Source organism: Bordetella saccharivorans, assembly GCF_045862855.1.
In the GTDB taxonomy this organism is placed as follows: domain Bacteria; phylum Pseudomonadota; class Gammaproteobacteria; order Burkholderiales; family Burkholderiaceae_B; genus Bordetella_A; species Bordetella_A petrii_F.
In genome coordinates, this window is the sequence record NZ_BAAFZO010000001.1 from 4,333,582 (window position 1) to 4,355,341 (window position 21,760).

At 68.2% G+C, this 21,760-nt stretch carries 21 protein-coding genes; 10 read left to right on the top strand and 11 right to left on the bottom strand.

Annotation, left to right across the window (positions count from 1 at the left end; all coding sequences use genetic code 11):
* Window positions 1-8 precede the first annotated feature (8 nt).
* Window positions 9-662, top strand: a complete 654-nt coding sequence (locus tag ACKTT0_RS20705) for a phosphoribosyltransferase (RefSeq protein ID WP_407851651.1) — start codon at window positions 9-11, stop codon at window positions 660-662.
* Between the two features lie 21 nt (window positions 663-683).
* Here the strand turns inward: ACKTT0_RS20705 and ACKTT0_RS20710 are convergent, their stop codons facing one another.
* Window positions 684-1,709, bottom strand: coding sequence for an amidohydrolase family protein (locus ACKTT0_RS20710; protein ID WP_407851652.1), 1,026 nt, complete (start codon window positions 1,707-1,709; stop codon window positions 684-686).
* A 17-nt stretch (window positions 1,710-1,726) separates the two neighbouring features.
* On the bottom strand, window positions 1,727-2,722 hold the full coding sequence (locus ACKTT0_RS20715) for a Bug family tripartite tricarboxylate transporter substrate binding protein (protein ID WP_407851653.1): 996 nt from the start codon (window positions 2,720-2,722) through the stop codon (window positions 1,727-1,729).
* Between the two features lie 128 nt (window positions 2,723-2,850).
* On the opposite strand from ACKTT0_RS20715, the gene ACKTT0_RS20720 reads away from it, so the two are divergent.
* Window positions 2,851-3,750 (top strand): LysR substrate-binding domain-containing protein, encoded by a 900-nt coding sequence (locus ACKTT0_RS20720; RefSeq protein WP_407851654.1) that lies wholly within the window; start codon window positions 2,851-2,853, stop codon window positions 3,748-3,750.
* Here the strand turns inward: ACKTT0_RS20720 and nhaA are convergent.
* The 5 genes from nhaA to ACKTT0_RS20745 form a co-directional block, all read right to left on the bottom strand.
* Window positions 3,737-5,095, bottom strand: a complete 1,359-nt coding sequence (gene nhaA / locus ACKTT0_RS20725; RefSeq protein ID WP_407851655.1) for a Na+/H+ antiporter NhaA — start codon at window positions 5,093-5,095, stop codon at window positions 3,737-3,739. The two genes, ACKTT0_RS20720 and nhaA, sit on opposite strands and share 14 nt — an antisense overlap.
* A gap of 117 nt (window positions 5,096-5,212) precedes the next feature.
* Window positions 5,213-5,863, bottom strand: coding sequence for a LysE family translocator (locus ACKTT0_RS20730; RefSeq protein ID WP_407851656.1), 651 nt, complete (start codon window positions 5,861-5,863; stop codon window positions 5,213-5,215).
* A gap of 44 nt (window positions 5,864-5,907) precedes the next feature.
* Complete coding sequence (locus ACKTT0_RS20735) at window positions 5,908-6,978, bottom strand: LacI family DNA-binding transcriptional regulator (protein WP_407851657.1); 1,071 nt, start codon at window positions 6,976-6,978, stop codon at window positions 5,908-5,910.
* A gap of 25 nt (window positions 6,979-7,003) precedes the next feature.
* Complete coding sequence (locus tag ACKTT0_RS20740) at window positions 7,004-8,167, bottom strand: iron-containing alcohol dehydrogenase (protein ID WP_407851658.1); 1,164 nt, start codon at window positions 8,165-8,167, stop codon at window positions 7,004-7,006.
* A 60-nt stretch (window positions 8,168-8,227) separates the two neighbouring features.
* On the bottom strand, window positions 8,228-9,676 hold the full coding sequence (locus ACKTT0_RS20745; RefSeq protein ID WP_407851659.1) for an aldehyde dehydrogenase family protein: 1,449 nt from the start codon (window positions 9,674-9,676) through the stop codon (window positions 8,228-8,230).
* 304 nt (window positions 9,677-9,980) lie between these two features.
* Here ACKTT0_RS20745 and ACKTT0_RS20750 point away from each other — a divergent pair, with 304 nt between their 5' ends.
* A complete protein-coding gene (locus ACKTT0_RS20750) occupies window positions 9,981-10,520 on the top strand; it encodes a 2,4'-dihydroxyacetophenone dioxygenase family protein (RefSeq protein WP_407851660.1) in 540 nt (179 codons plus the stop codon).
* Here ACKTT0_RS20750 and ACKTT0_RS20755 read toward each other — a convergent pair.
* Window positions 10,510-11,448 carry a LysR family transcriptional regulator gene (locus ACKTT0_RS20755; protein WP_407851661.1) on the bottom strand — a complete coding sequence of 313 codons (939 nt, stop codon included), beginning with the start codon at window positions 11,446-11,448 and terminating at the stop codon, window positions 10,510-10,512. The two genes, ACKTT0_RS20750 and ACKTT0_RS20755, sit on opposite strands and share 11 nt — an antisense overlap.
* Window positions 11,449-11,579: 131 nt before the next feature.
* Here ACKTT0_RS20755 and ACKTT0_RS20760 point away from each other — a divergent pair, with 131 nt between their 5' ends.
* The 7 genes from ACKTT0_RS20760 (at window position 11,580) to ACKTT0_RS20790 (ending at window position 17,496) form a co-directional block, all read left to right on the top strand.
* The gene (locus ACKTT0_RS20760) at window positions 11,580-12,545 is read left to right on the top strand and encodes a Bug family tripartite tricarboxylate transporter substrate binding protein (RefSeq protein WP_407851662.1); all 966 of its coding nucleotides are present in this window, start codon (window positions 11,580-11,582) and stop codon (window positions 12,543-12,545) included.
* Between the two features lie 35 nt (window positions 12,546-12,580).
* On the top strand, window positions 12,581-13,513 hold the full coding sequence (locus ACKTT0_RS20765) for an NAD(P)-dependent oxidoreductase (protein ID WP_407851663.1): 933 nt from the start codon (window positions 12,581-12,583) through the stop codon (window positions 13,511-13,513).
* Entirely contained in the window at window positions 13,504-14,310 is an 807-nt protein-coding gene (locus ACKTT0_RS20770) for an SDR family NAD(P)-dependent oxidoreductase (protein WP_407851664.1), read from the top strand. Before ACKTT0_RS20765 ends, ACKTT0_RS20770 begins: the two co-directional genes overlap by 10 nt.
* A gap of 49 nt (window positions 14,311-14,359) precedes the next feature.
* Complete coding sequence (locus ACKTT0_RS20775; protein WP_407851665.1) at window positions 14,360-14,779, top strand: carboxymuconolactone decarboxylase family protein; 420 nt, start codon at window positions 14,360-14,362, stop codon at window positions 14,777-14,779.
* Window positions 14,780-14,877: 98 nt separating this feature from the next.
* Complete coding sequence (locus ACKTT0_RS20780; RefSeq protein WP_407851666.1) at window positions 14,878-15,882, top strand: Bug family tripartite tricarboxylate transporter substrate binding protein; 1,005 nt, start codon at window positions 14,878-14,880, stop codon at window positions 15,880-15,882.
* Between the two features lie 93 nt (window positions 15,883-15,975).
* Window positions 15,976-16,743, top strand: coding sequence for a BON domain-containing protein (locus ACKTT0_RS20785; protein WP_407851667.1), 768 nt, complete (start codon window positions 15,976-15,978; stop codon window positions 16,741-16,743).
* A gap of 36 nt (window positions 16,744-16,779) precedes the next feature.
* A complete protein-coding gene (locus tag ACKTT0_RS20790) occupies window positions 16,780-17,496 on the top strand; it encodes a metallophosphoesterase (protein ID WP_407851668.1) in 717 nt (238 codons plus the stop codon).
* Window position 17,497: 1 nt separating this feature from the next.
* Here ACKTT0_RS20790 and ACKTT0_RS20795 read toward each other — a convergent pair whose 3' ends face one another.
* The 3 genes from ACKTT0_RS20795 to ACKTT0_RS20805 form a co-directional block, all read right to left on the bottom strand.
* Window positions 17,498-18,814 (bottom strand): short-chain fatty acid transporter, encoded by a 1,317-nt coding sequence (locus ACKTT0_RS20795; protein WP_407851669.1) that lies wholly within the window; start codon window positions 18,812-18,814, stop codon window positions 17,498-17,500.
* A 110-nt stretch (window positions 18,815-18,924) separates the two neighbouring features.
* The gene (locus ACKTT0_RS20800; protein WP_407851670.1) at window positions 18,925-19,977 is read right to left on the bottom strand and encodes an Ldh family oxidoreductase; all 1,053 of its coding nucleotides are present in this window, start codon (window positions 19,975-19,977) and stop codon (window positions 18,925-18,927) included.
* A gap of 10 nt (window positions 19,978-19,987) precedes the next feature.
* Window positions 19,988-21,481: a DASS family sodium-coupled anion symporter gene (locus tag ACKTT0_RS20805; RefSeq protein WP_407851671.1), complete on the bottom strand. Its 1,494-nt coding sequence runs from the start codon at window positions 21,479-21,481 to the stop codon at window positions 19,988-19,990.
* Between the last annotated feature and the right edge of the window lie 279 nt (window positions 21,482-21,760).

Here is a 21,760-nt window from a genome sequence, read left to right on the forward strand (position 1 = left end):
CCGCTACCATGGAGACGCAAGCCCCATTCGCCGACAGGGCGGACGCCGGCCGGCAACTGGCGCATGCGCTGGCCAGGCATGCGGATAGCGACGCCGTCGTCATGGCCTTGCCACGCGGCGGCGTGCCGGTGGCCTTCGAAGTGGCGCGCGCGCTGGGCGCCGCGCTGGACGTGCTGATCGTGCGCAAGCTGGGCGCGCCTGGCCAGCCGGAATTCGGCATCGGCGCGGTGGCCGACGGGGCCGCGCCGCAGGTGGTGCTCAACGACGAGGCGCTGGGTTATCTGCGGCCGCCGCCCGCCTATGTGGAAGGCGAGATCCGCCGCCAGTTGGACGAGATCGAGCGACGGCGGGCGACCTATACCGCAGGCCGCCAGCCCGCCGAGGTGCGCGGGCGGACGGTGGTGGTGGTCGACGACGGCGTGGCGACCGGCGGCACGGCGCGGGTCGCCCTGCGGGCCTTGCGGCAGGCCGGCGCGGCGCGGCTGCTGCTGGCGGTGCCCGTGGCATCGCCCCAGGCACTGGCGGCGCTGCGCCAGGATGCCGATGAGATTGTGTGCCTGCAGGCGCCCGCCGGCTTCCGTGCGGTCGGCATGTATTACGCCGATTTCCGCCAGACCTCCGACGCGGAAGTCGTGCGCCTGCTGGCCGGCGGGACGCCCTGAGGCATGCCCCGCGGGGCCGGCTCAGCGTCCCTGCGCCCGCAGCCGCGCGTCCAGGCGCGGGTAGACGCGCCTGGCATTGCCTTCGAAGATCAAGTGCCGGACTTCGGCGTCCAGGCCGCTGGCGTCGATATAGCGGCGCGTGTCGTCGAAATGGTGGCCGGTGTCGGGATCGATGCCGCGCACGGCGCCGATCATCTCGCTGGCGAACAGCAGGTTCTGGACGGGAATCACGCGCGTCAGCAGGTCGATGCCCGGCTGGTGATACACGCATGTGTCGAAGAAGATATTGTTCAGCAGATGTTCCTGCAGGCGTGGCTTGCGCAGCGCCTGGGCCAGGCCGCGGAAGCGGCCCCAGTGGTAGGGCACGGCGCCACCGCCGTGCGGGATGACGAACCGCAGTGCCGGGAAATCGCGAAACAGGTCGGAATCCAGGCATTGCATGAAGGCGGTCGTGTCCCCGTTCAAGTAGTGCGCGCCGGTCGTGTGGAAGCAGGCATTGCAGCTCTGGCTCACATGGATCATGGCCGGCACGTCATATTCCACCAGCTTTTCGTACAAGGGATACCAATGGCGGTCGCTCAGCGGCGGGCTGGTCCAGTGGCCGCCCGAGGGGTCGGGGTTCAGGTTGACGGCGACGTTGCCGTATTCCTCGACACAGCGTCGCAATTCCGCGATGCAAGTGGCAGGGTCGACCCCCGGGCTTTGCGGCAGCATGGCGGCCGGCGCGAAATGCTCGGGAAACAGGGTGGACACCCGGAAACACAGCTCGTTGCAGATGCCTGCCCAGGCCGAGGACACGGCAAAATCGCCGATGTGATGCGCCATGAAGATGGCGCGCGGGCTGAAGACGGTCAGGTCGTGGCCGCGCTCGCGCATCATGCGCAACTGGTTGGCCTCGATGGCGGCGCGGATCTCGTCGTCGCTGATGCGCAGTTCGGCGGCCCGCGGCCGCGGCGTGCCGTCCGCCACCGCGGCGACCTGGCGGGCGCGCCATTGTTCGAGCGCCGGCGGCGCGGTCGTGAAATGCCCGTGGCAATCGATGATCATGTGATGCATCCAGTGACTCAGTTGTTGCTGATGCCGGCGCTCTTGATCAGCTCGCCCCAGCGCTCGGTCTCGGCTTGGAGGAACGCCTGGAAGCGTGCCGGCGGTTGCGGATCCACGATGGCGCCCACCGCCGCCAGCCGCTGCTGGACCTGCGCGTCATCCAGCACCGCCAGCAGGTTCTGGCTGAGCGTGGCAATGGCCGGGCCGGGTGTTCCCGCCGGCACCAGGAAGCCCCACCAGACGGTCGCTTCGAAGTCCGGCACGCCGGCCTCGTCGAAGGTGGGCACCCCGGGCAGGGTGGCGATGCGCTGCCGCGATGCCACAGCCAAGGCCCGGATATTGCCGGCCGCTACGCGCGGCGCGGCTTCCAGCGGATTGACCATCATGAAGTCCAGGCGGCCGCCGATCAGGTCGGTCAGCGCCGGCACGCCGCCCTTGTAGCCGATGTGCATGGCCTGGATAGCGGCCGTGCGCTTGAGCATCTCGACCGCCAGGTGGCCGGATCCGCCCACGCCGGAAGAGCCGTAGTTCATCTTGCCCTGCTTGTCGCGGGCCGCCCGCAGCAGGTCTTGCAGGGTTTGGCAAGGCGACTCCGCGTCCACCACCAGCACCAGCGGCGCATAGCCGACGCGCGCCACCGGCGCCAGGTCCTTGAGCGGATCAAAAGGCAGGTTGCGGTCCAGCCACGGGTTGGTCGCCAGGCCGTTGGCGCCCAGCAGCAGGGTATAGCCGTCCGCGGACGCGCGCACGACTTCGTGGGTGCCGATGTTGGCATGATTGCCTGGCTTGTTTTCGACGATCACCGGCTGTCCCAGGCGGGCCGAGAGCGGATCGCCGATGATGCGCGCCACGCTGTCGACCGCGCCGCCCGCCGCGAACGGCACCACGATGCGCAACGGGCGCGATGGAAACGTGTCGGCGCGAGCCGGCGCGACGCCGGCCAGCACCGCGCCGGCCAGTGCCAGGCAGGCGGCCCAGCGCCTGCGCGCGCGGGAGGTCTGTGCTGTGCCCATGCTTGTCTCCTGGTTGTCTGTTTGCCGGAACGGAGGGCGCCCGTGCCGTGGCGAAAACTATGGTGCTAGACTGCATGTGGCGGGTCAAATATATATTTTGAGGGGTTTTCCATACGGAAAGCGAATAGATGGATCTACGCCAACTACGCTACTTCGTGGCAGTCGCGGAAGAGCTGAGCTTCACGGCCGCCGCGCGCCGGCTCAATATCAGCCAGCCGCCCCTGAGCATGCAGATCCGCGCGCTCGAAGAGGCGCTGGGCGCGCGCCTGTTCGAACGCGCGCACCGGCACATCGCGTTGACCGAGGCCGGACGGGTGTTCCTGGAGCAGGCGCGGCTGACCCTCAGCCAGATGGCCCATGCGGTGCAGCTCGCAAAGCTGGCCGACCGAGGCGAGGCCGGCTTGCTGCGCATTGCGTTCACCGGCTCGGTGCCGCTGGTGCCTGGCTTCGCGCGGCTGATCAAGACCTTTCGCGCGGAACGGCCGCTGGCGCGCCTGGAAATCGCCCATATGCCTACCGGGCAGCAGTTGCAGGCGCTCGAGGAACGCCGCATCGACATCGGCCTGCTGCGGCCTGCGCCGCAGTTCCAGCCGCCCGGCCACTTGCAGTTCATGCCATTCTGGAAAGACGAGCTGCGCGTGGCGATGCCCAGCGACCATCCGCTGGCCGCGCGCAAGGGCCGCATTGCCGTCAAGGAACTGGCCTGCTACCCGCTCATCCTGTTCCCGCGCGAAATCAGCTGCGGCCTGCACGACCAGATCATCCAGCTGTTCAATGCGGCGGGGCTGGTGCCGCAAGTGGCGCAGGAAGCGCGCGAAGGCACCACCATTGTCGGCCTGGTGGCCGCGGGGGTGGGCATTTCACTGTTGCCCGACACCTACGCGCGCCAGCAGGCCGAAGGCGTGCATTATGCGCGGCTGGAGTCCGGCGTGGCCCATTGCCCGCTATTGCTGGCCCACTGGAAAACCGGGCATTCCGACTTGGTCAGGCGTTTCGTGAAGCTGGCGCGCACGGTCATCGACGGCTGAGCCGCCGCGCGTACGTGGTGCCCCAGGCCAGGCCCAGCAGCGCCGTCACCAGCGACCCCAGCAGCACGCCCAGCTTGGCCGCGCCAAGGAAATTGGCGTCGTCGGCGAACGCCAGCATCGCGATGAAGATGGACATGGTGAAACCCACGCCGGCCAGCAGTCCGATCAGGGCGATGCCGCCCCAGCTGACGCCCGGCGGCAGGGCGCACCAGCCCAGGCGCACCATCAGCCAGCTCATGCCGATCACGCCCAGCGGCTTGCCGGCGATCAGGGCGATCGCCACGCCGGCCATCACCCATTGCGAGCCGCCAGCGGAGAGGTCGATGCCGTCGAGGCTGACGCCGGCGTTGGCAAGCGCGAACAAGGGCATGACCGAATAGGCTACCCAGGGATGCAGCGCGCCCTGCACGCGTACCACGGGGGGCAGCACTTCGCGCTGGGCCAGCCGCAACTGGCGCAGCGGCTGCGCCAGGCCGCCGGCGCCGCGGTCCGGATCGGCGTCGCGTCCCAGCAGGTCGCCCGCCACCCGCGACACCATGTCCAGCGGCCGCTCGCGCATGGGCACCGAGATTACCGGCGTCATCAAGCCCAGCACCACGCCGGCCAGGGTGGGGTGGGCGCCGGTCATCAGCAGCCCCAGCCAGACGATCGCGCCCGGCACGACATAGGCGTAGGCGGCGCCGATGCCGATGCGCTGCAGCGCCAGCACCATCAGGATGCCCAGCCCGGCGACCAGGAACCCGCTGTAGTCGAGCCCGCCCGAATAGAAGAACGCGATGATCAGCACGGCGATGATGTCGTCGATGATGGCCAGCGCCAGCAGGAAGACCCGCACATTGCCGGGAATCGAACGGCCCAGCAGGGCCAGCACGCCCACCGCGAAGGCGATGTCGGTGGCGGTGGGCACGGCCCAGCCGTCGGCGCGGCCGGCCTCGGCATTGAAGGCCAGGTAGATCAGCGCGGGCACGAGCACGCCGCCCAGCGCGGCGGCCAGGGGCAGGGCGGCCTGCCGCAGGTTGGAGAGCGCGCCTTCGTGGATCTCGCGCCGGATCTCCATGCCGACCACCAGGAAGAAGATGGTCATCAAGCCGTCGTTGATCCAGAAATGCAGTGGCTGCGAGAACTGGAAGTCGCCCAGGCCGAACGCCAGCGGCGTATGCCACAGCGCGTGGTAGGAATGGGCAAGCGGAGAATTGGCCCAGATCAGGGCAATGGCCGCGGCCGCCAGCAGCACGATGCCGCTGACGGCCTCGATGTGCAGGAAACGCTCGAGAGAGGCGAAGGCGCGCTCGGCCAGGAGTTGCGCGCGCGGCAGGTCACGGGACGGGGAGGGGCGTCGGTTCATGGGTCGTGTATACCTTGCGCGGCGGCCCGACCTGCGCATGAACCTGTCTCACCGCAGTATGCGGCTGACACCCGGGCGCCATTGTACACATGTGCGGCGCCCGCGGCAGCGATTCGGCTATTTCTTGTTGCCGGCGAAAGCGGCCGTGATGCCCAGGCCGATCAGCAGCGCGCCGCCCACATAGCGCTCGAAGCTCAGGTAGCCGCGGCTCTGCCGCAGCCAGCGGCCCGCGGCGCTGGCCGCCAGCGCATAGCAGGCATCGCTCGCCAGCCCCAGCACGGTGAACAGCAAGCCCAGGAAGACGATCTGCATGGCTACATGGCCGCGGCTGACGTCGACGAACTGCGGCAGGAACGCCAGGAAGAACAGCGCGGTCTTGGGATTGAGCAGGTTGACGATGAAGCCGTCGCGGAACAACCGGGCATAGCGGCGCTGGCGCGGGCGCAGGTCGGTCGCGTCGACGGCGGCGGGGCGGGTGCAGATCTTTTTCAGCCCCAGCCAGATGAGGTAGGCCGCGCCGGCATACTTGACGATGCTGAAGGCCAGCGCCGACGAAGCCAGCAAGGCCGACAGCCCGAGCGCCGCGGCCACCACGTGCACCAGGGTGGCCGTGTGGATGCCCAGGTCGGACACCAGCCCGGCCTTGCGGCCCTGTTCCACCGACTGCGCGATGATGAACAAGACCGCCGGGCCGGGAATCACGAGCAACACCAGGGCGGCGCTGACGAACAGCGCCAGGTTTGCGGTACTGGGAATCACGAATTCCATGGCCAGGGGTCTCCGGTGGCAGGCTTCGGGGGAAGGGGGAACCGCTACTTTACTGCAGCCCGGCCGCGGTGCGGAGCGCAGGATTCGCGCAGCACGAATTCGGTGGGGACCTGGATGCGCGCGTTGCTGGCGGGCTCTTCATTGCGCATGCGGCGCAGCAACAGCAGGGCGGCCTCGCGGCCCAGCGCGTAGGCATCATAGCGAATGACGCTGATCGCCGGCGTGGCCAGACGGGCCAGCGGGCTGTCGTTCGAGGCCACCAGCGAAAGATCGTCCGGGATGGCCAGGCCGGCCGCGCGTATGGCGGGCAACACGCCTTCCAGCAAGTGCATGCCGGCGGCGATGATGGCGGTGGGTGGTTCCTCCAGCGTGAGCAGCAGTTGGGTTTCCCGGAACGCGTATTCGCTGGCGAAGCTGTCCAGCCGCAATAGCGCGGGGTCGAGCGGCAGGCCTGCCGCCTCGTGGGCCCGCGCCAGGCCGGCCAGGCGGTCCTTGCCGACGCGGTTGCGCCGTCCGCCGCTGATCAGCGCGATGCGCCGGTGCCCCAAGCTGATCAGGTGCGCGGTGGCGTGTTGTGTGCCGGCGCGGTGGTCGGCGCCGACGGCGTTGATCGGCAAGGCCATTTCGCGCTCGATCAAGACGGTCGGGAAACCGGCGGCGGCGACTCCCCGCATCACGGCGGGGTCGGATTCTTCTTCCACGCCGAACAGCAGGCCGTCCGCGCGGCGGCGCTGGAACAGCTCCAGCAGCGCCACTTCGCGCGCGGATTGCCCGTCGCTGCTGGCCACCATGAGCACATAGCCGTGCGCGCCCAGCACGTCTTCGGCGCCCTTGATGACCGAGGCGTACATGGGGTTGCGGATATCGGAAAAAATGAAGCCCACCATGCGCGCCGGGGCGCCGCGCATGGCTTGTGCCGCGATGCTCGGCGTCCAGCCAAGCTGGTCGATAGCCGATTCGACCCGCTGGCGGATGTCTTCGGTGACCGTGGGAGCGCCATTGACCACGCGCGAGACGGTGCTGATGGCCACGCCCGCCACCCGGGCGACATCGTGCACGGTGACCCGCTTGCGCGGCAGGGTGGCGCCGCCGCGCGGCGGCTTGGACGCTTTCACGGAAGATTGCCCGGCATGGATAGGATCAGTAGGCCGCCTCGAACAGCGCTTCGAAGTCTGCGCGCGTCGTGTGGCGAGGGTTCCAGCGATTGTATCCGGCCTCGCTGCACCACTGCGCCATCTGCGCCAGGCTGTCGCGAGTGGCCCCCAGCTCCCGCAAGCCGGCCGGGATGCCGAGATCGCCGCACAGGGTCTCGATCGCCACGACGGCCGCCCGGGCGGCGTCCAGTTCGGGCAGGCCTTGTACGTGGCAACCCATGGCGGCGGCCACGCGTGCGTACTTGGCCGGCGCCGCCAGCAGGTTGAAGCGCGCCACGGCCGGCAGGCATACGGCATTCGACAGGCCGTGCGAGGCATGGCACAGCGCGCCGACGAAGCGGGCCATGCAGTGCACATTGCCTAGGCCCGTCTGCCCGAACGCGATGCCGGCGAGCGCCGAGCCGCACAGCATGTTCAGCCCGGCCTGGAGATTGTCGCGGCTGGCGACGAACGGCCGCAAATTCGCCGCGATCAGGCCGAGCGCCTGCAAGTTGATCGCGTCGGTGACCAGGTTGGCCTGGCGCGACAGGTACGATTCGAAAGCATGCACGAACGCGTCCATCCCGGAATGCGCCGCCACGTGCGCCGGCATGGTGCGCAGCGCCAGTGGGTCGAGGATGGCATACATCGCCGGGTTGAGCGCGGCATGGCGGATCGACATCTTGCGGTTCTGCTCGGTGTCGGTGATGACGCAGGAACCGGACACCTCCGATCCGGTGCCCGCCGTCGACGGTACGGCGATCAGCGGCAGCCCGGGCGTGCTGAACTTTTCGATGCCTTCGTAATCGTGTATGCGGCCGCCATTGGTGGCCAGTATGCCCACGGCCTTGGCTACGTCGATGGTGCTGCCGCCACCGATCGCCAGCTGCATGGTGGCGCCGTGCGCGCTGCAAGCCTCGAAGGCGCGCGCCACGGTATGCGCGCTGGGATCGGGTTCGATGTCACTGTAGTGCGTCACGGCCAGGCCGGCCTGGTCCAGCGATTGGCGCACCCGGGCATAGAAATCGCTGTCGAGCAGGGCGGCGTCGATGGCGATAAAGACGCGTTGGCATTCATGGCGGCGCAACAGTTCCGGAATCCGGGCGTGGGCGCCCGCGCCCATGTAGAGCCGGGTCGGGCAGAAGAAGGTAGCGATGTCAGGGGCGGACATGGGTTATGCGTGATCCGGTGAAGCAGGAAGGGCGCAGCGCGCCGGGCGCGCTGCGTGCGGCTAGGGGTTGAAGACCAGCAGGCGCTCTTCGGTCATCTCGCGGATGGCATGGGCGGGCCCTTCTTTGCCGAAGCCGCTGTCTTTCACCCCGCCGAACGGCATGACGTCGGAGCGGGCGCTGGACGTTTCGTTGATCTGCACGGTACCGAAGCGCAGCCGGCGGCCCGCCAGCATGGCCCGTTCGAGATCCCGCGTGAATACTCCGGCAGACAGACCGTACGGAGTGCCGTTGGCGCTGTCGAGCGCCGCTTCGAAAGCGTCGAACGGGCGGATCGACAGCAGGGGTGCAAAGGCTTCCTGGCACCAGAGCTGTTGCGTCTCTGCTACGTCGGTGAGCACGGCGGGCTGGATGACTGCGCGCTCGCGGCGGCCGCCGCACAACAGGCGGGCTCCCGCGGCCTCGGCCGCGCGCAGCCAGCTCTCGGCGCGGATGGCTGCCGCCTCGCTTATCAGCGGGCCGACGCGCGTGGCGGGGTCGCGCGGATCGCCGGCCTGGAGGCCGCGGGCATGCTCGACCAGGCGCTCCGTGACTGCTTGCAGGATGGGCCGTTCGACGTACAGCCGCTGCACCGACGTGCATACTTGCCCGGCCTTGCGCAACGCCGCATTGGCGATCCGGGGGATGGCGCGATCCAGGTCTGCGTCGGCGCATACCAGCGTGCTCGCGATGCTGCCGAGCTCCATCTGGGTGCGTCGCAGGCCGGCCGCCTGTTGAATGATGCGCCCCACGCGCGTGCTGCCGGTGAAGGTATAGAAATCGATGTCCTGCTCGGCCAGCAGGGCCGTGCCGACCGTATCGCCATCGCCCTGGAGAATGGCCAGGAAACCCGGCGGCATGCCGGCTTCCAGCAGGAGCTCGCCCAGCAGGGCGCCGGTCAGCGGCGTATAGGCCGACGGCTTGAGGATGACCGCGTTGCCCGCCGCATACGCTGGCGCCACCTTGTGCAACACCGTGTTCAGGGGCGAGTTGAACGGTGTGATGGCGCAGACCACCCCGACCGGGAAGCGCTGGGTGAAGCCCAGCCGCTGGTGGGCGCCGGGACTGGCCGCGAACGGGATCATGTCGCCGGTCAGGCGCACGCCTTCCTCGGCGGACAGCTCGAGCGTGATGCTGGCGCGGTCGATCTCGCCGTTCGCATCGGCCAGCGTGAAGCCGGCTTCCGCGACCATGGTGTCCACCAGGCGCTGCCGATGGCTGTCCAGCAACTGCGCGGCGCGGCGCAGCGTCCGCGCCCGGTCATAAGGTGGGGGCGCGCCGGCGTCGACGGCTGCGCGCGCCGCGCGGACCGCTTCGGCGACTTGGGCGGCGCTTGCCTGCGCGACTTCGGCGCAGGGCAGGCCGGTGTATTTGTCATGGACGGTGAAGCTCAGTTCGCTTTGGCGCCAGGCGCCGTCGATCAGGTTGCCGGTGTTGGGCGGGGCCGCGGCGGGCCGGTTGGAATGGGGCATGTCTGGAGATGATTAAAAAAACGTTTTTTCATATTCCGGACCATTTGAAGGTTTGTCAAGGCGTTGGCGAGAAGGAGCGCCGGGGATGGTCTGTAGCGTGAATAAATTTCATAGCAGGCAAATACAGGGCGCCACGGCCGGCAATCACGGGCTGCTGGCCGCGTTACCACATGGCGCTGTGAAATGCATTCATAGCTCGATGCCGCCGCATGGGGTTATGGCAATGCCACGTGCCGGATAAGCTGCCGTCCTTTGACACCCAGGATGCGGCCGCGGTCGCGTCGCGCACTTTCAAGGAACCCGCATGACTCACCCTCTGAATCGCCCCGACCTGCAAGCCGTCCCGTACGCCTTGCCGCAACCCCCGTACATGTCGGAAGACCTGGTGCTCCAGAATGTGCTGGGCGCGGCGCTGGAGGATGACGACTATTGGGTGCCGGCGACGGAGTCGGTGTCGTTCAAGCCGTTGTTGCTGTCGGTCAGCAGCGGCTATTACATCAATCTGCTGCGGGTGCGGCGCAGCGGCGTCCTGTCGCGCCATCGGCACAACGGGGCGGTGCATGCGCTGGTGCTCAAGGGCCGCTGGTATTACCTGGAGCACGACTGGGTCGCCGAGGCCGGGGCGTTCGCCTATGAGCCGCCGGGGGAGACGCATACGCTATTCGTCCCGCAGGACGTGGACGAAATGATCACCTGGTTCCATGTCCAGGGCGGTTATACCTACGTGGATCCGCAAGGCCGCGCGCTGGGGTACGAAGATGTCCATTCCAAGCTGGAGGCGGCGGCTCGCCATTACCGCCGGCTCGGCTTGCCGGACAGTTATCTCGAGCAGTTCATCCGCTAGGGCCCGCAGGCTCCGCGGGACAGGCGGCGGCCCGGCTGAGGATCGGTCCGTCGGAGAACTTGTCGTCGAGAAAATCCAGGAAGGCGCGCACCTTGGGGCTGAGGTACTTGCGGCTTTTGTACAGCACGAACAGCGGCTCCTGCCGCTGGGGCTGGAACCGCTGCAAGATGGGCACCAGGCGGCCCGCAGCCAGCGCGGCATGGATATGGAATTCGGCCAGGCGCACGACGCCCGCACCCTGCAGGGCCAGCTGCAGCAGCATGTCGCCCTGGTCGGCGCCCAGCGAGCCCGCCGCCTTGACGCCGCGCGGGACGGTCGTGAACGGCCAGTTGTTCCAGTGGGTGCGGTGCGTGAAGTTCAGGCAATTGTGGCGGACGAGATCATCCGGCGTGGCCGGCGTGCCATGCCGCCGCAGGTATTCCGGCGACGCGCAGACGATCCAGCGGCTGGCCAGCAGTCGCCGAGCGATCAGCGAGGAATCGGGCAGCGTGCCGCTGTGGATCGCCACGTCGATATTGTGCTCGACCATGTCCATGGGGTCGTTGTTGAGCAGGAATTCGACGCGCACGGCCGGGTTCGCCTCGAGGAACTCGGGAATGACAGGCGCCAGCTGGTACTTGGCGAAGGTGAATATGCAGTGCACCCGGATGGTGCCGCGGGTGCCTTCGACGTGATGCTGCAGGGCACCCTCGGCCTCGGCCAGCGCTTCCATGACGCGCAGTCCTTCGCGGTGCAGCGCGTGGCCGGCTTCTGTCAGGCGGACTTCACGCGCGGTCCGTTCGAACAGCAGGGTGCGCAGGCGCTCTTCCATGCGCGCGATCAACTTGCTGACGGCCGAAGGCGTCTTGGCCAGCCGCCGTGCTGCCGCCGAAAAGCTGCCTGTCTCGACGACGGCGATGAAGACTTCAAGATCGGCAAGCTGGTTCAAGAAACTGTCTCCTGTGAATATTTTTCATACCCCTGTGCCTCGCGTCCGCTATCCAAACCCCTGGCGCTACGTCATTATCTGGCCTCGCTACCGTACTTTGAAAAAACGTTTCGATCAATACAGGAGACATCATGAGCAAGCGCATGTTCGGCGCGCTGGCCCTTGGGCTGGCGCTGCTGGCCCCGGCCGCGCAGGCCTTTCCCGACAATCCGATCCGGATCGTGGTGCCGTTCAGCCCGGGCGGCGGCACGGACATCCTGGCGCGCCAGGTTGCCGAGGCGCTTGCCACATCCGAGCAGTGGAACGTCGTCGTCGAGAACCGTCCCGGCGGCAACGGGGCGGTTGCGCTGGGCGCGATTTCCCGGGCGCCGGCCGACGGCCACCAGATCATCCTGGCCCTGCGCGAGAACATCGTGATCGCGCCGCTGCTGAACAAGAGCGGCGGCGTGTTCGACCCGCTCAAGGATTTCACCCCGATCGTGCACGTCGCGGATGCCCCCATGGTGGTGGCGGCGGCGCCGAATTCGGCCTACAGCGGCATGAAACAGGCGCTCGAGGCGGCCAAGGCCAAGCCCGACACGCTGCGGTTCGGCACGTCCGGACAGGGCAGCATGTCGCACCTGCTGCTGGCCATGCTGGGCAAGCGCGCCGACGTGCGGATGATCCATGTGCCGTACAAGGGCTCGAACCCGGCCCTGACGGACCTGGTGGGCGGACATGTGGAACTCGTCGGGGGGTCGATCGCATCGGCCAAGTCGTTCATCGACGGGGGCCGTGTCAAGCCGCTCGCGGTGTCGTCGCTCGCGCGCGTCGCGGCGCTGCCGGATGTGCCGACGATTGCCGAGCTCGGCTACGACGGCTTCGATGTCGTCACGTGGTATGGCTTCTTCGGGCCTGCGGGCATGCCCGGGGACGTAGTGCGCAAGCTCAATGAAGCCACCAACAAGGTCTTGCGGAAGCCGGAAATGCAGCGAGTGCTGGCGGAGCAGGGCATGCAGACCAAGATCGGCTCGCCGGAGGATTTCGACCGCACTTTCCGCGCTGACTACATCCAGCTCTCTGAACAGATGCAAAGCCTGAACATGGCGGCGGAATGACGCCGGTACCGCAAGCTTCACGACGAGGAAACAGCATGTCGAACCAGGATAGCGCCGGATTCATCGGCCTGGGCGCCATGGGCTCGGCCGTCGCGCGCCGCCTGCTGCGCGCGGGCATCGAGCTGCATGTGTACGACCCGGATGACGCCCGCATGGCGGCCATGTGCAAGGAAGGAGCGGTCCCGCACGGCAGTCCGCGCGAGGTGGCCGATGCCGCGCCGGTGGTCTATGCCTGCCTGCCCAGCGCGCAGGTCAGCCGCGAGGCGGCGCTGGGCCCGGCCGGCGTCTGCGGCGGTGCCGCTTTGCGGGTGTACGCGGAGATGTCGACGATCGGCCGCGCGCCAGTGCGCGACATTGCGGCGGGGCTGGCCGGCAGCGGCGTGCAAGTGGTGGACGCGCCGGTCAGCGGCGGCCCGCGCGGGGCCAACGCCGGTTCCTTGTCCATCATGCTGGCGGGCGCGCCGCCAGCCCTGGCACGAGTGCGGCCGCATGCGCAGGCGATGGGCAAGAGCGTTTTCGAAGTCGGCGCCGAGCCCGGCCAGGCGCAGATGATGAAGCTGGTCAACAACCTGATCTCCGCCGCCAACATGGTTGCCGCGTACGAGGCCCTGGTGCTGGGCGCCAAGGCCGGGCTGGACCCGGACCTGATGGTGGAGATCATCAATGTGAGCACGGGGCGCAACAGCGCCACGCTGGACAAGGTGCCGCGCGCCATCCTGACCGGCACGTTCGACTATGGCGCGACGATCCGCACCATTCACAAGGATGTCTCGCTGGGATTGGCCGAGGCCGAGGCACTGCGCGTGCCAATGTGGCTGGGCCAGAGCGTGCGGCAGGCGTGGGAGTTCGCCATGACCCAGGGCGGGGAGGACCAGGATTTCACTGCTTTGATCCGCTACATGGAGGACTGGGCCGGCGCCCGGGTGCGCGGCCGGGCCGCCGATCACGGAGAAACGCAATGCGATTGAAGAACAAGGTGGCCGTGGTGATCGGCGCCGGCCAGAGCATGGGCGAGACGCTGGGCAACGGGCGGGCCACGGTGCTGAGGTTCGCGCAGGAAGGCGCCGCCGTGCTGGCGGTGGACCGGGACCTCGCCTCGGCCGAGGAAACCTGCGGGCAGGCCCGCGCCGCGGGTGGCGACGCCTGCGCGGCGTGGCAGGCCGACGTCACCCAGGAGGCGCAGATCGCCGCCGCGCTGGCCGAGGCCCGCCGGCGCTGGGGCCGCATCGACATCATGCACTACAACGTGGGTATCAGCGTCGCGGGTGGCGATGCCAGCCCGACCGAGATCACGGAAGCCGTCTTCGACCGCATTTGCGCGGTCAATTTGCGCGGCTGCGTGATGGCCGGCAAGCATGTGTTGCCCATCATGCGCGAGCAGGGCGGCGGCGCCATCATCAATATCGCCTCGGTATCGGCCTGGCAGCGCTACCCCTGGGTGGCGTACAAGGCCACCAAGGCCGGCATGATCGCCTACACCCAGCAGTTGGCGATCGAGAATGCCGCCCATGGCATTCGCGCCAACGTCATCTTGCCGGGGCTGCTGGATACGCCGATGGCGGTCGATACGCGCGCCGCGGCGTTCGGACGCGCGCGCGCGGACGTGGTCGCCGAGCGTAATGCCCGGGTGCCGCTGCGCGGCCGCATGGGCACCGCCTGGGACGTCGCCAACGCGGCGGTGTTCCTGGCTTCCGACGAAGCGGGTTTCATTACTGGCGTCGAACTGCCGGTCGACGGCGGGGCCCTGGTCAATATCGTGCGCTAGCGCGCGACGGCCGTCCCGCTGATTTCATCTTCAGGAGATCTATCAAAACATGGAAGCAGCACCATCTTTCGACCCAGTCAAGCCCGAGACCGTTGAGCTGGGGCATCGCAATCGCCGCGCCACACTGGGCGACGCCTATGTCGACCGTTCCATTGCGCGCGCTCGCGATGACGATTTCTTCGCGCCGCTGCAGGACGCCGTGACCGGCCTGGCCTGGGGCGCCATCTGGGGCCGGCCGGGCCTGAGCTTGAAAGAGCGCAGCCTCGTCACCGTCAGCGTGCTGATCGCCACCGGGCGGCGCCATGAACTGGCGCTACACATCAACGGGGCGCTCAACAACGGCTGGACCCGCGAGCAACTGCAGGAAATCCTGTTGCACGCCGCCTGCTATTGCGGCATGCCGGCGGCGGTGGATGGCTTCCGCATCGCCAAGGAAGTGCTCGACGAACGGGCGCAGGCGGCCGCCTAGCCCCCGCGCAGCGCCTCATCGAACCCTACACCAGATACGCGCGCCCCGGGCGCCGCGCGGCGGGGCCGCTCGTCCCGCGATAACAAAGGAGACAACTCATGAACCATCGCTTGCTCACCCGCCGGCACCTGGCCCGCGCCGGCCTGTCGGCCCTGGCCCTGTTCATGGCCGGGCCGGCCGGTGCCCAGGGCTTCCCCGTGCGCCCCTTGACCCTGCTGGTGCCATTCACCGCGGGGGGCGCAACCGACGTGCTGGCCCGCGCCGTGGCGGAGGAACTGGGCAAGGATCTCGGGCAGACCGTGGTGGTCGAGAACGTGCCGGGCGCCGGCGGTTCGGTGGGCCAGGCGAAAGCCGCCCGCGCGACCCCGGACGGCTACACCATGCTGCTCGGCAACGTCGGCACGCTGGCGGCCAACGCCTCGCTGTACCCAAACCTGCCATATGACGTGCTGCAGGACTTCACCGCGCTGGCCTCGGTGGGCGATGCTCCCCAGGTGCTGTCGGTGCGGGCCGGCCTTCCCGCCGACGACCTCGACAGTTTCGCCCAGTACGCCCGGGACCATGGCGCGCAGATGAACTTCGGCACTGCGGGCGTGGGCTCGGGGTCGTTTCTCGGCGGGGTGCTCCTGAATGCCGCGCTGGGTATCGAGGTTCCCGCCGTGCATTACCGCGGCGCCGCCCAGGCGACTGCCGACGTCATGGCCGGCCATATCGACTACACCGTGGAAAGCAGCAGCACGGCTGTCAGCTCGATTGCCTCCGGGAAGATCAAGGGCCTGGTGGTGATGCGCCCCGATCGCGTGGATGTGCTGCCCGGGGTGCCCGCCGCCCGCGAAACCGCCTATCCCGCCCTGCGCTACGACATCTGGAACATGATGCTGGTGCCGCGCGGCGTGCCGGCGCCGGTGGTGCGGCAACTGAACGAGGCAATCAATCGTGCGCTGGCGACGCCCGCGATCCAGCAGCGCTATGCCCGCATGGGCGTGGCGCTGCCCAGCGCCGCGCATCGTTCCACCGCGGGCGCCGCCGCGCTCCTGGCCGACGAGGTGGCGCGCTGGCGCGATTTGCTGGCCAAGGCTGGCGTCAAGCCTCAGGACTCGTAGCGGGGCGGCCAGGGCTGGCGACGGCACGGCATTTGCTGGCTGTTCCCTGAGTATGTCCGCACCAACACGCGGACCACCCGACAGGAGGCCAACATGCGCAATGATCCACCGCGGCACGGTCTGCGCCCGCCGTCCGCCGATCGCCGCGATACCGACCGCCAGTACGAATCCCCCCTGTCGGAAGGGGCACAGGTGCCGCACAGCAGTTGGGATAGCAGCGGCCACGAGGGCGAGGCGGGCAACGAGCCCGCGGGGGCTGGCGGCCATGGCATCGCCGGCGACCGCTGGCGCGGGCGTGCTGCCTATGGCCGGGGAGGCAGCCACGATGTCCCGCAGCCCGGCGGCGCGGGGCAGGGCGGCTATCATGGCCACGACGGGCCCGACAGCGGCGGCGCGCATGCGTTCCATCCCCAGCCGGCCGACAACAGCGGCGGCTATGAGGGCACCGGCTTCAACCGCGGCTATGGCATCGAGGCGCGCGGTTATCAGCGCAGCGAACATCATGAAGACATCGGCACCCAGTTCGGCGATATCGGCGATTTCGACGACCTGTATGGGGAAGGGCGCCATGGCGGCCTGGGGCACGGCAGGCGGCACAGCCTGCCGCGCGGCTACCGGCGCGCCGACGAGCGCGTGCTCGACGATGTCTGCGAACGGCTCAGCCGCAGCGGGCTGGACGTATCGGAAGTCTCCGTGCGGGTGGTCGGCGGCGAGGTGGTCCTGGAAGGCAGCGTCCCGGAGCGCGGCACCAAGTACGCCATCGAGAACATCGCGGACAGCTGCCTGGGCGTCACGGACGTCGACAATCGCCTGCGCGTGGCGCAGGACGGTCCCGCGCGGCCGCGCCCGCCGGGACGTTGAGCGCGGTTCCGTCGCCACGTCGCCGCGCCGCAGGCCATGAGCACGCCATTCGTCCGCATGCCGCCCAATAGCGCGGGCCGGGATCTTGCGGTGGGCGACATCCACGGGCATTTTGGCCGCTTGCAACGGGCCTTGGACCAGTTCGGCTTCGATCCGCGGCGCGACCGGCTGTTCTCGGTGGGCGACCTGATCGACCGTGGCGCAGAGTGCGAGGCGTGCCTCGATTGGCTGGCGCGACCCTGGTTCCACGCCGTACAGGGCAACCACGAGGATTACGCGATCCGGCATGTGCGCACTGGCAAGGTCGACACCGTGAATTGGCGGCACTACGGCGGCGGCTGGTTTCTCGACCTGCCGCCCGCCCGGCAGCAGATGTACGCGCAGACGCTGGCCGGACTGCCCGTGGCGATCGAGGTGCCCACTGCGGCAGGTCCGGTGGGCCTGGTGCACGCCGATTGCCCGGTGCGCGACTGGCGGCGGCTGGAGGCGGCGCTGCGCGAGCGCTACAAGCGCACCCGCTCGCATTGCCAATGGTCGCGCGAGCGGCTGGCGCGACAGGATGCGTCCGGCGTGGCCGGGGTGCGGGCGGTGGTGGCCGGGCATACGCCGGTGACGCGCCCCGTGGCGCTGGGCAATGTGCTCCACATCGATACCGGGGGCTGGGAGGCAGCGGGCTACTTCACGCTGCTGGACCTGGCCACGCTGCAGGCATGGCCGGAGCCGGTGAGCCGGCCGGTGCCGGCTCACCGCTGATTCAGGCCAGGCTGAGCCCGACTGCTATGACAATGCCCGACACGAACAGCTGGATCAGGCAGAACCCCATGATGTCCTTGGCTTTCAGGCCGGCAATGGCCAGCACCGGCAGGGCCCAGAACGGCTGCAGCATGTTGGTCCAGGCGTCGCCCCAGGCCACGGCCATGGCCACTCGGGGGATGTCGGCGCCCAGCGCCTGCGCCGAGGCGATGACGATCGGGCTCTGCACCGCCCATTGGCCGCCGCCGGAGGGAATGAAGATGTTGACGATGCCGGCGCTGATGAACGTCCACAGCGGCAGGGTGGCCGCGGTCGAGATCGATACGAACCACTCCGACAGGGACGCCGCCAGGCCGGAATCCATCATGATGGCCATGATGCCCGCGTAGAACGGGAACTGGATGACGATGCCGGCGCCGCCGCGGATCGCCTCGTCCAGGCTGGCCAGCAGGCGCCGCGGCGTACGGTGCAGCACGATGGCCAGGAACAGGAACGTGAAGTTGATGACGTTCAGGTTCAGGCCGGCGCCGCGGATCACGTAATAGTCGAACAGGTAGGCCAGGCCGGCGAAGCCGATCAGCATGGCCAGCACCGTGCTGTTCTCCAGGCGCGCGGCTGGGCGGCGATCGTCGCTGTCGGCGTGGTCGGGCTCGGCCGTGGCCAGTTTGGCGGGATCGACGTAGATGCTGTCTTTCTCGTCGGGCAGCATCAGGCGGTTGACCAGCGGCACCAGGATGAACAGGGCAACCACGATGGCCAGGTTGAAGGCCGCGAATATGGTGTCCGATGTCGGCACGATGCCGATCTGGCCGGCCGAGAAATGGCCTTCCGTGGCGATGGTCAGCGGAATCGAGCCGGCCAGGCCGCCGTGCCAGATGATGAAGCCCGAGTAGGCGCTGGCCACCAGCAGCCGGTAGTCGACGCGGATCTGGCGCGCGATCTCCTTGGCGAACAGGGCGCCCACCACCAGGCCGAAGCCCCAGTTGATCCAGCTGGCCGCCAGCGACACCACCGATACCAGCACAATGGCGCCGCCGGCGCTGCCGGACAGCCCGGCCAGGCGGGACAGCAGCTTCTTGACGAGGGGCGTGCTGGCCAGCATGTAGCCGGTCAACAGGACCAGCAGCATCTGCATGGCGAAGGTGAGCAGGCCCCAGAAGCCGTTGCCCCACCAGCGGATCACTTCCATGGGCGCGCGGCCCTCGAACACGATGGCCGCGGCCGCGGCGACCAGGGTCAGCAAGACGACAAAGATATAGGGATCGGGCAAGTAGCGCTCGACGAGCTTCACCGATCCGCGCGACAGTAGTTTGAACACACATCCTCCTCTGACTGTAGGCGCGCCGGGCATGGCCGGCGGACGGCGCGAATGCTAGCACGGCCGCATGTCGCGCCCCGGCGGGACGGGCCCGCCAGGGGGGGCCGGGGTCAGGCGGGCAGGGCGTCGGGCACGCCCAGCTCGCGCGCCAGCCTGGCCATGCCGTCCCAGATGGCGTCGTCGAACTGCAGGGAGTCGGCATTGCGCTGGCGGTTGCGCGCTTCGTACTCGCCCGGATACTCGACTCGCTCGACATCCGGCTGCGGCGGGCAGGCGTGCAAGTAGTCGATGAAGGCGCCCACTTCCTGGGTCCGCCAGTCGGTGTTGAAGTCGACCTGGGGATCCAGCAGGATGGCGAACATGTTGTTGGTGGCCACGCCATGGCGCGGGTGCTCGGGCTGGATGGTGCCGCCGCCCGACAGGACGCCGGCCAGCAGTTCCGCCACCAGGCCCATGGCGTAGCCCTTGTGCCCGCCGAAAGGCAGCAGGGCCCCGGGCGGGTCGGTAAACAGGGCGCCCGGGTCGGTGGTGGGCCGGCCAGCGGCATCGATCAGTGCGCCCGGCGGCGCCGGCTCGCCCCGGGCCGCCAGCACCCGCGCCTTGTTCACGGCGATCGAGCTGGTCGCCATGTCCACCAGCAGCGGCGGGCGGCCGCCCGGCAGCGGGCCGGCGAAACACAGCGGGTTGGTGGTGAGGCAGGCGCGCGCGCCGCCGAAGGGCGCCACGGTCGGCGCGCGGTTGATCACGTTGGTAAAGGCCAGCAGGATCAGCCCGCGGGCCGCCACCATTTCGCCGTAGTGTCCCATGCGCCCGAGGTGGTGGCTGTGGCGCAGGGTGACGATGCACTGCCCATGCGCGCGGGTGCGGTCGATGGCCTCTTCGATAACCTGCTTGCCGACATACTGGCCAAGCCCATGATGGCCGTCGAATGCCACCATGGCGCCACGGTCGCTGACCAGTTCGGGCCGGCCGTCGGCGCGCGCCAGGCCGTCGGCCAGCACGCGCCGGTAATTGGCCAGGATGGACAGGCCATGGCTGGTATAGCCGACCCGGTCGGATTCGACCAGATGCTGGGCCACGGCCTCGGCGATATCGTCGGGTACATCCATGGCGGTGAGGACGCGCTGGCCATACGCCAGCGCCTGCGCAAGCGATATCTTCATGTCCCGCTCCCTACAGCCAGCCCAGCCAGCGCCAGTAAGTCAGGCCCAGGCCCAGCATCAGCACGTAGCCGACCAGCGTAATCACGATGCCGACCTTGGCGAACTGCTTGGCCGTGAAGGTCTCGGTGCCCAGGCACACCATGTTCTGCGGCGCGTTGATCGGCAGGATGAAGCCGTAGCTGACTACGAAGCCCAGCAGCATGGTCATGCCCAGCCGGTTGAAATCGCCGGGCAGGGTGGCCAGCACGGAAATCAGGATGGGCAGCATGGCCGAAGTCAGCGCCGTGGCGCTGGCGAATCCCAGGTGGATCAGGATCAGGAACGCCGACAGCACCGCGAAGATCGCCAGCGGGCCCAGATGGTCGAGCCCGGTGCGGGCCACGACCTGGGTCCCCAGCCATTGGCCCGCCTGGGTCGTCAGCAGCGCCGTGCCCAGGCTGATGCCCACTCCGAACACGATGACCGTGCCCCAGGGGATGCGCGATTGCACGTCTTTCCATGTCATGACGCCGATGCGGGGCAGCATCAGCAGCACCAGCCCGAAATACGTGGTCGAGGTGGTGTCGAAGCGGTGCAGCTTGCCCTCGGTGGCCCAGCACAAGAGCAGCAGCAGGGAGACCGCCATCAGGCGTTTTTGCGGCGCGGTCATGGGGCCGAGTTCGCGCAGCGATTTTTCCACTGCTTCTTTGCCGCCCGCGATGTTGTCGCTTTCCGGGGGCAACATTTTCAGCACCAGGAAAACCAGCACGGCCGACATGATCAGGGCCCACGGTGTGCCCGCGACCAGCCAGTCCGCCCAGGTGACCCGTTGGCCCAGCATTTTTTCCATGAAGCCGACCGTCAGCAGGTTCTGCGCGGCCGCGGTCTGGATGCCGACGTTCCAGATGCTGGTGGCCTGCGCCACGATGATCATGATGCCGGCCGCGATATTGGAGCGCTTGTCGACCCCGAATGCCGCGATGACGCCCATCATGATGGGCACCACGGCGGCGCTGCGCGCGGTGGCGCTGGGCACGACCAGGCTGAGCACGATGGTGACGGCGATGCACCCGACCAGGATGCGGCGCGTGCTGGTGCCGATGCGCGCCAGCGTCACCAGGGCGATGCGCCGGTCCAGCCCGGTATAGGTCATCGCCGCGGCGATGAACAGGGCGCCGGCCACCAGGGCGAGGGCCGAGTTCGAGAAGCCGGCCAGCGCCATGCTGATCGCCGCCGATGTGCCGTACAGGACCGTCGGGTCCTTGATGGTGGGCGCCGTGCCAAGCAGGAAGGCCATCAGCGTGGTGATCATGATGGCGCTGGCCTCATATGACACCGCCTCGGTGATCCACACCACCACGGCGAAGACCAGGATGGCCAGCATGCGGTGGCCCGCGGGAGGGAGGTCGGCCGGGAGCGGCGCCAGCAGTACCACGATCAGCGCCAGGAAACCGGCCACCAGGCCGACAGGCATCTTGGCTTTCTGGGGAGGAACCGCCGCAGGGGCTGTTGCCGAGTTCGTCATGTCAATCTCCGGGCACGTACACTCAAGGGTGGGATAGGCCTGCAAAAAGCAAATATCGGAGTAAAAACAAGAACTTGATAAGTATTATTTAAGTATTTTATTTAAAGAAAAACATCAAATGAAATCGGCACGAAGCAAGCACGACAGGCGCAAATGCTTCCATTTATAGCAGGTGATGCAACCTTATGATTATTTATGGCAAATGCTGCAGGCAGGCATGTGCGTGTCATTTGATACATTTGCACGCAAATGGCGGCGGCAAGTAAGCGGGCCTGCTGG

Excerpts from the sequence above, each read along its gene's own strand:
- ACKTT0_RS20705 (WP_407851651.1), top strand. The coding sequence starts at position 9 with ATGGAGACGCAAGCCCCATTCGCCGACAGGGCGGACGCCGGCCGGCAA.
- ACKTT0_RS20710 (WP_407851652.1), bottom strand. The coding sequence starts at position 1,709 with ATGATCATCGATTGCCACGGGCATTTCACGACCGCGCCGCCGGCGCTC.
- ACKTT0_RS20715 (WP_407851653.1), bottom strand. The coding sequence starts at position 2,722 with ATGGGCACAGCACAGACCTCCCGCGCGCGCAGGCGCTGGGCCGCCTGC.
- ACKTT0_RS20720 (WP_407851654.1), top strand. The coding sequence starts at position 2,851 with ATGGATCTACGCCAACTACGCTACTTCGTGGCAGTCGCGGAAGAGCTG.
- nhaA (WP_407851655.1), bottom strand. The coding sequence starts at position 5,095 with ATGAACCGACGCCCCTCCCCGTCCCGTGACCTGCCGCGCGCGCAACTC.
- ACKTT0_RS20730 (WP_407851656.1), bottom strand. The coding sequence starts at position 5,863 with ATGGAATTCGTGATTCCCAGTACCGCAAACCTGGCGCTGTTCGTCAGC.
- ACKTT0_RS20740 (WP_407851658.1), bottom strand. The coding sequence starts at position 8,167 with ATGTCCGCCCCTGACATCGCTACCTTCTTCTGCCCGACCCGGCTCTAC.
- ACKTT0_RS20745 (WP_407851659.1), bottom strand. The coding sequence starts at position 9,676 with ATGCCCCATTCCAACCGGCCCGCCGCGGCCCCGCCCAACACCGGCAAC.
- ACKTT0_RS20750 (WP_407851660.1), top strand. The coding sequence starts at position 9,981 with ATGACTCACCCTCTGAATCGCCCCGACCTGCAAGCCGTCCCGTACGCC.
- ACKTT0_RS20760 (WP_407851662.1), top strand. The coding sequence starts at position 11,580 with ATGAGCAAGCGCATGTTCGGCGCGCTGGCCCTTGGGCTGGCGCTGCTG.
- ACKTT0_RS20765 (WP_407851663.1), top strand. The coding sequence starts at position 12,581 with ATGTCGAACCAGGATAGCGCCGGATTCATCGGCCTGGGCGCCATGGGC.
- ACKTT0_RS20770 (WP_407851664.1), top strand. The coding sequence starts at position 13,504 with ATGCGATTGAAGAACAAGGTGGCCGTGGTGATCGGCGCCGGCCAGAGC.
- ACKTT0_RS20775 (WP_407851665.1), top strand. The coding sequence starts at position 14,360 with ATGGAAGCAGCACCATCTTTCGACCCAGTCAAGCCCGAGACCGTTGAG.
- ACKTT0_RS20780 (WP_407851666.1), top strand. The coding sequence starts at position 14,878 with ATGAACCATCGCTTGCTCACCCGCCGGCACCTGGCCCGCGCCGGCCTG.
- ACKTT0_RS20785 (WP_407851667.1), top strand. The coding sequence starts at position 15,976 with ATGCGCAATGATCCACCGCGGCACGGTCTGCGCCCGCCGTCCGCCGAT.
- ACKTT0_RS20790 (WP_407851668.1), top strand. The coding sequence starts at position 16,780 with ATGAGCACGCCATTCGTCCGCATGCCGCCCAATAGCGCGGGCCGGGAT.
- ACKTT0_RS20800 (WP_407851670.1), bottom strand. The coding sequence starts at position 19,977 with ATGAAGATATCGCTTGCGCAGGCGCTGGCGTATGGCCAGCGCGTCCTC.
- ACKTT0_RS20805 (WP_407851671.1), bottom strand. The coding sequence starts at position 21,481 with ATGACGAACTCGGCAACAGCCCCTGCGGCGGTTCCTCCCCAGAAAGCC.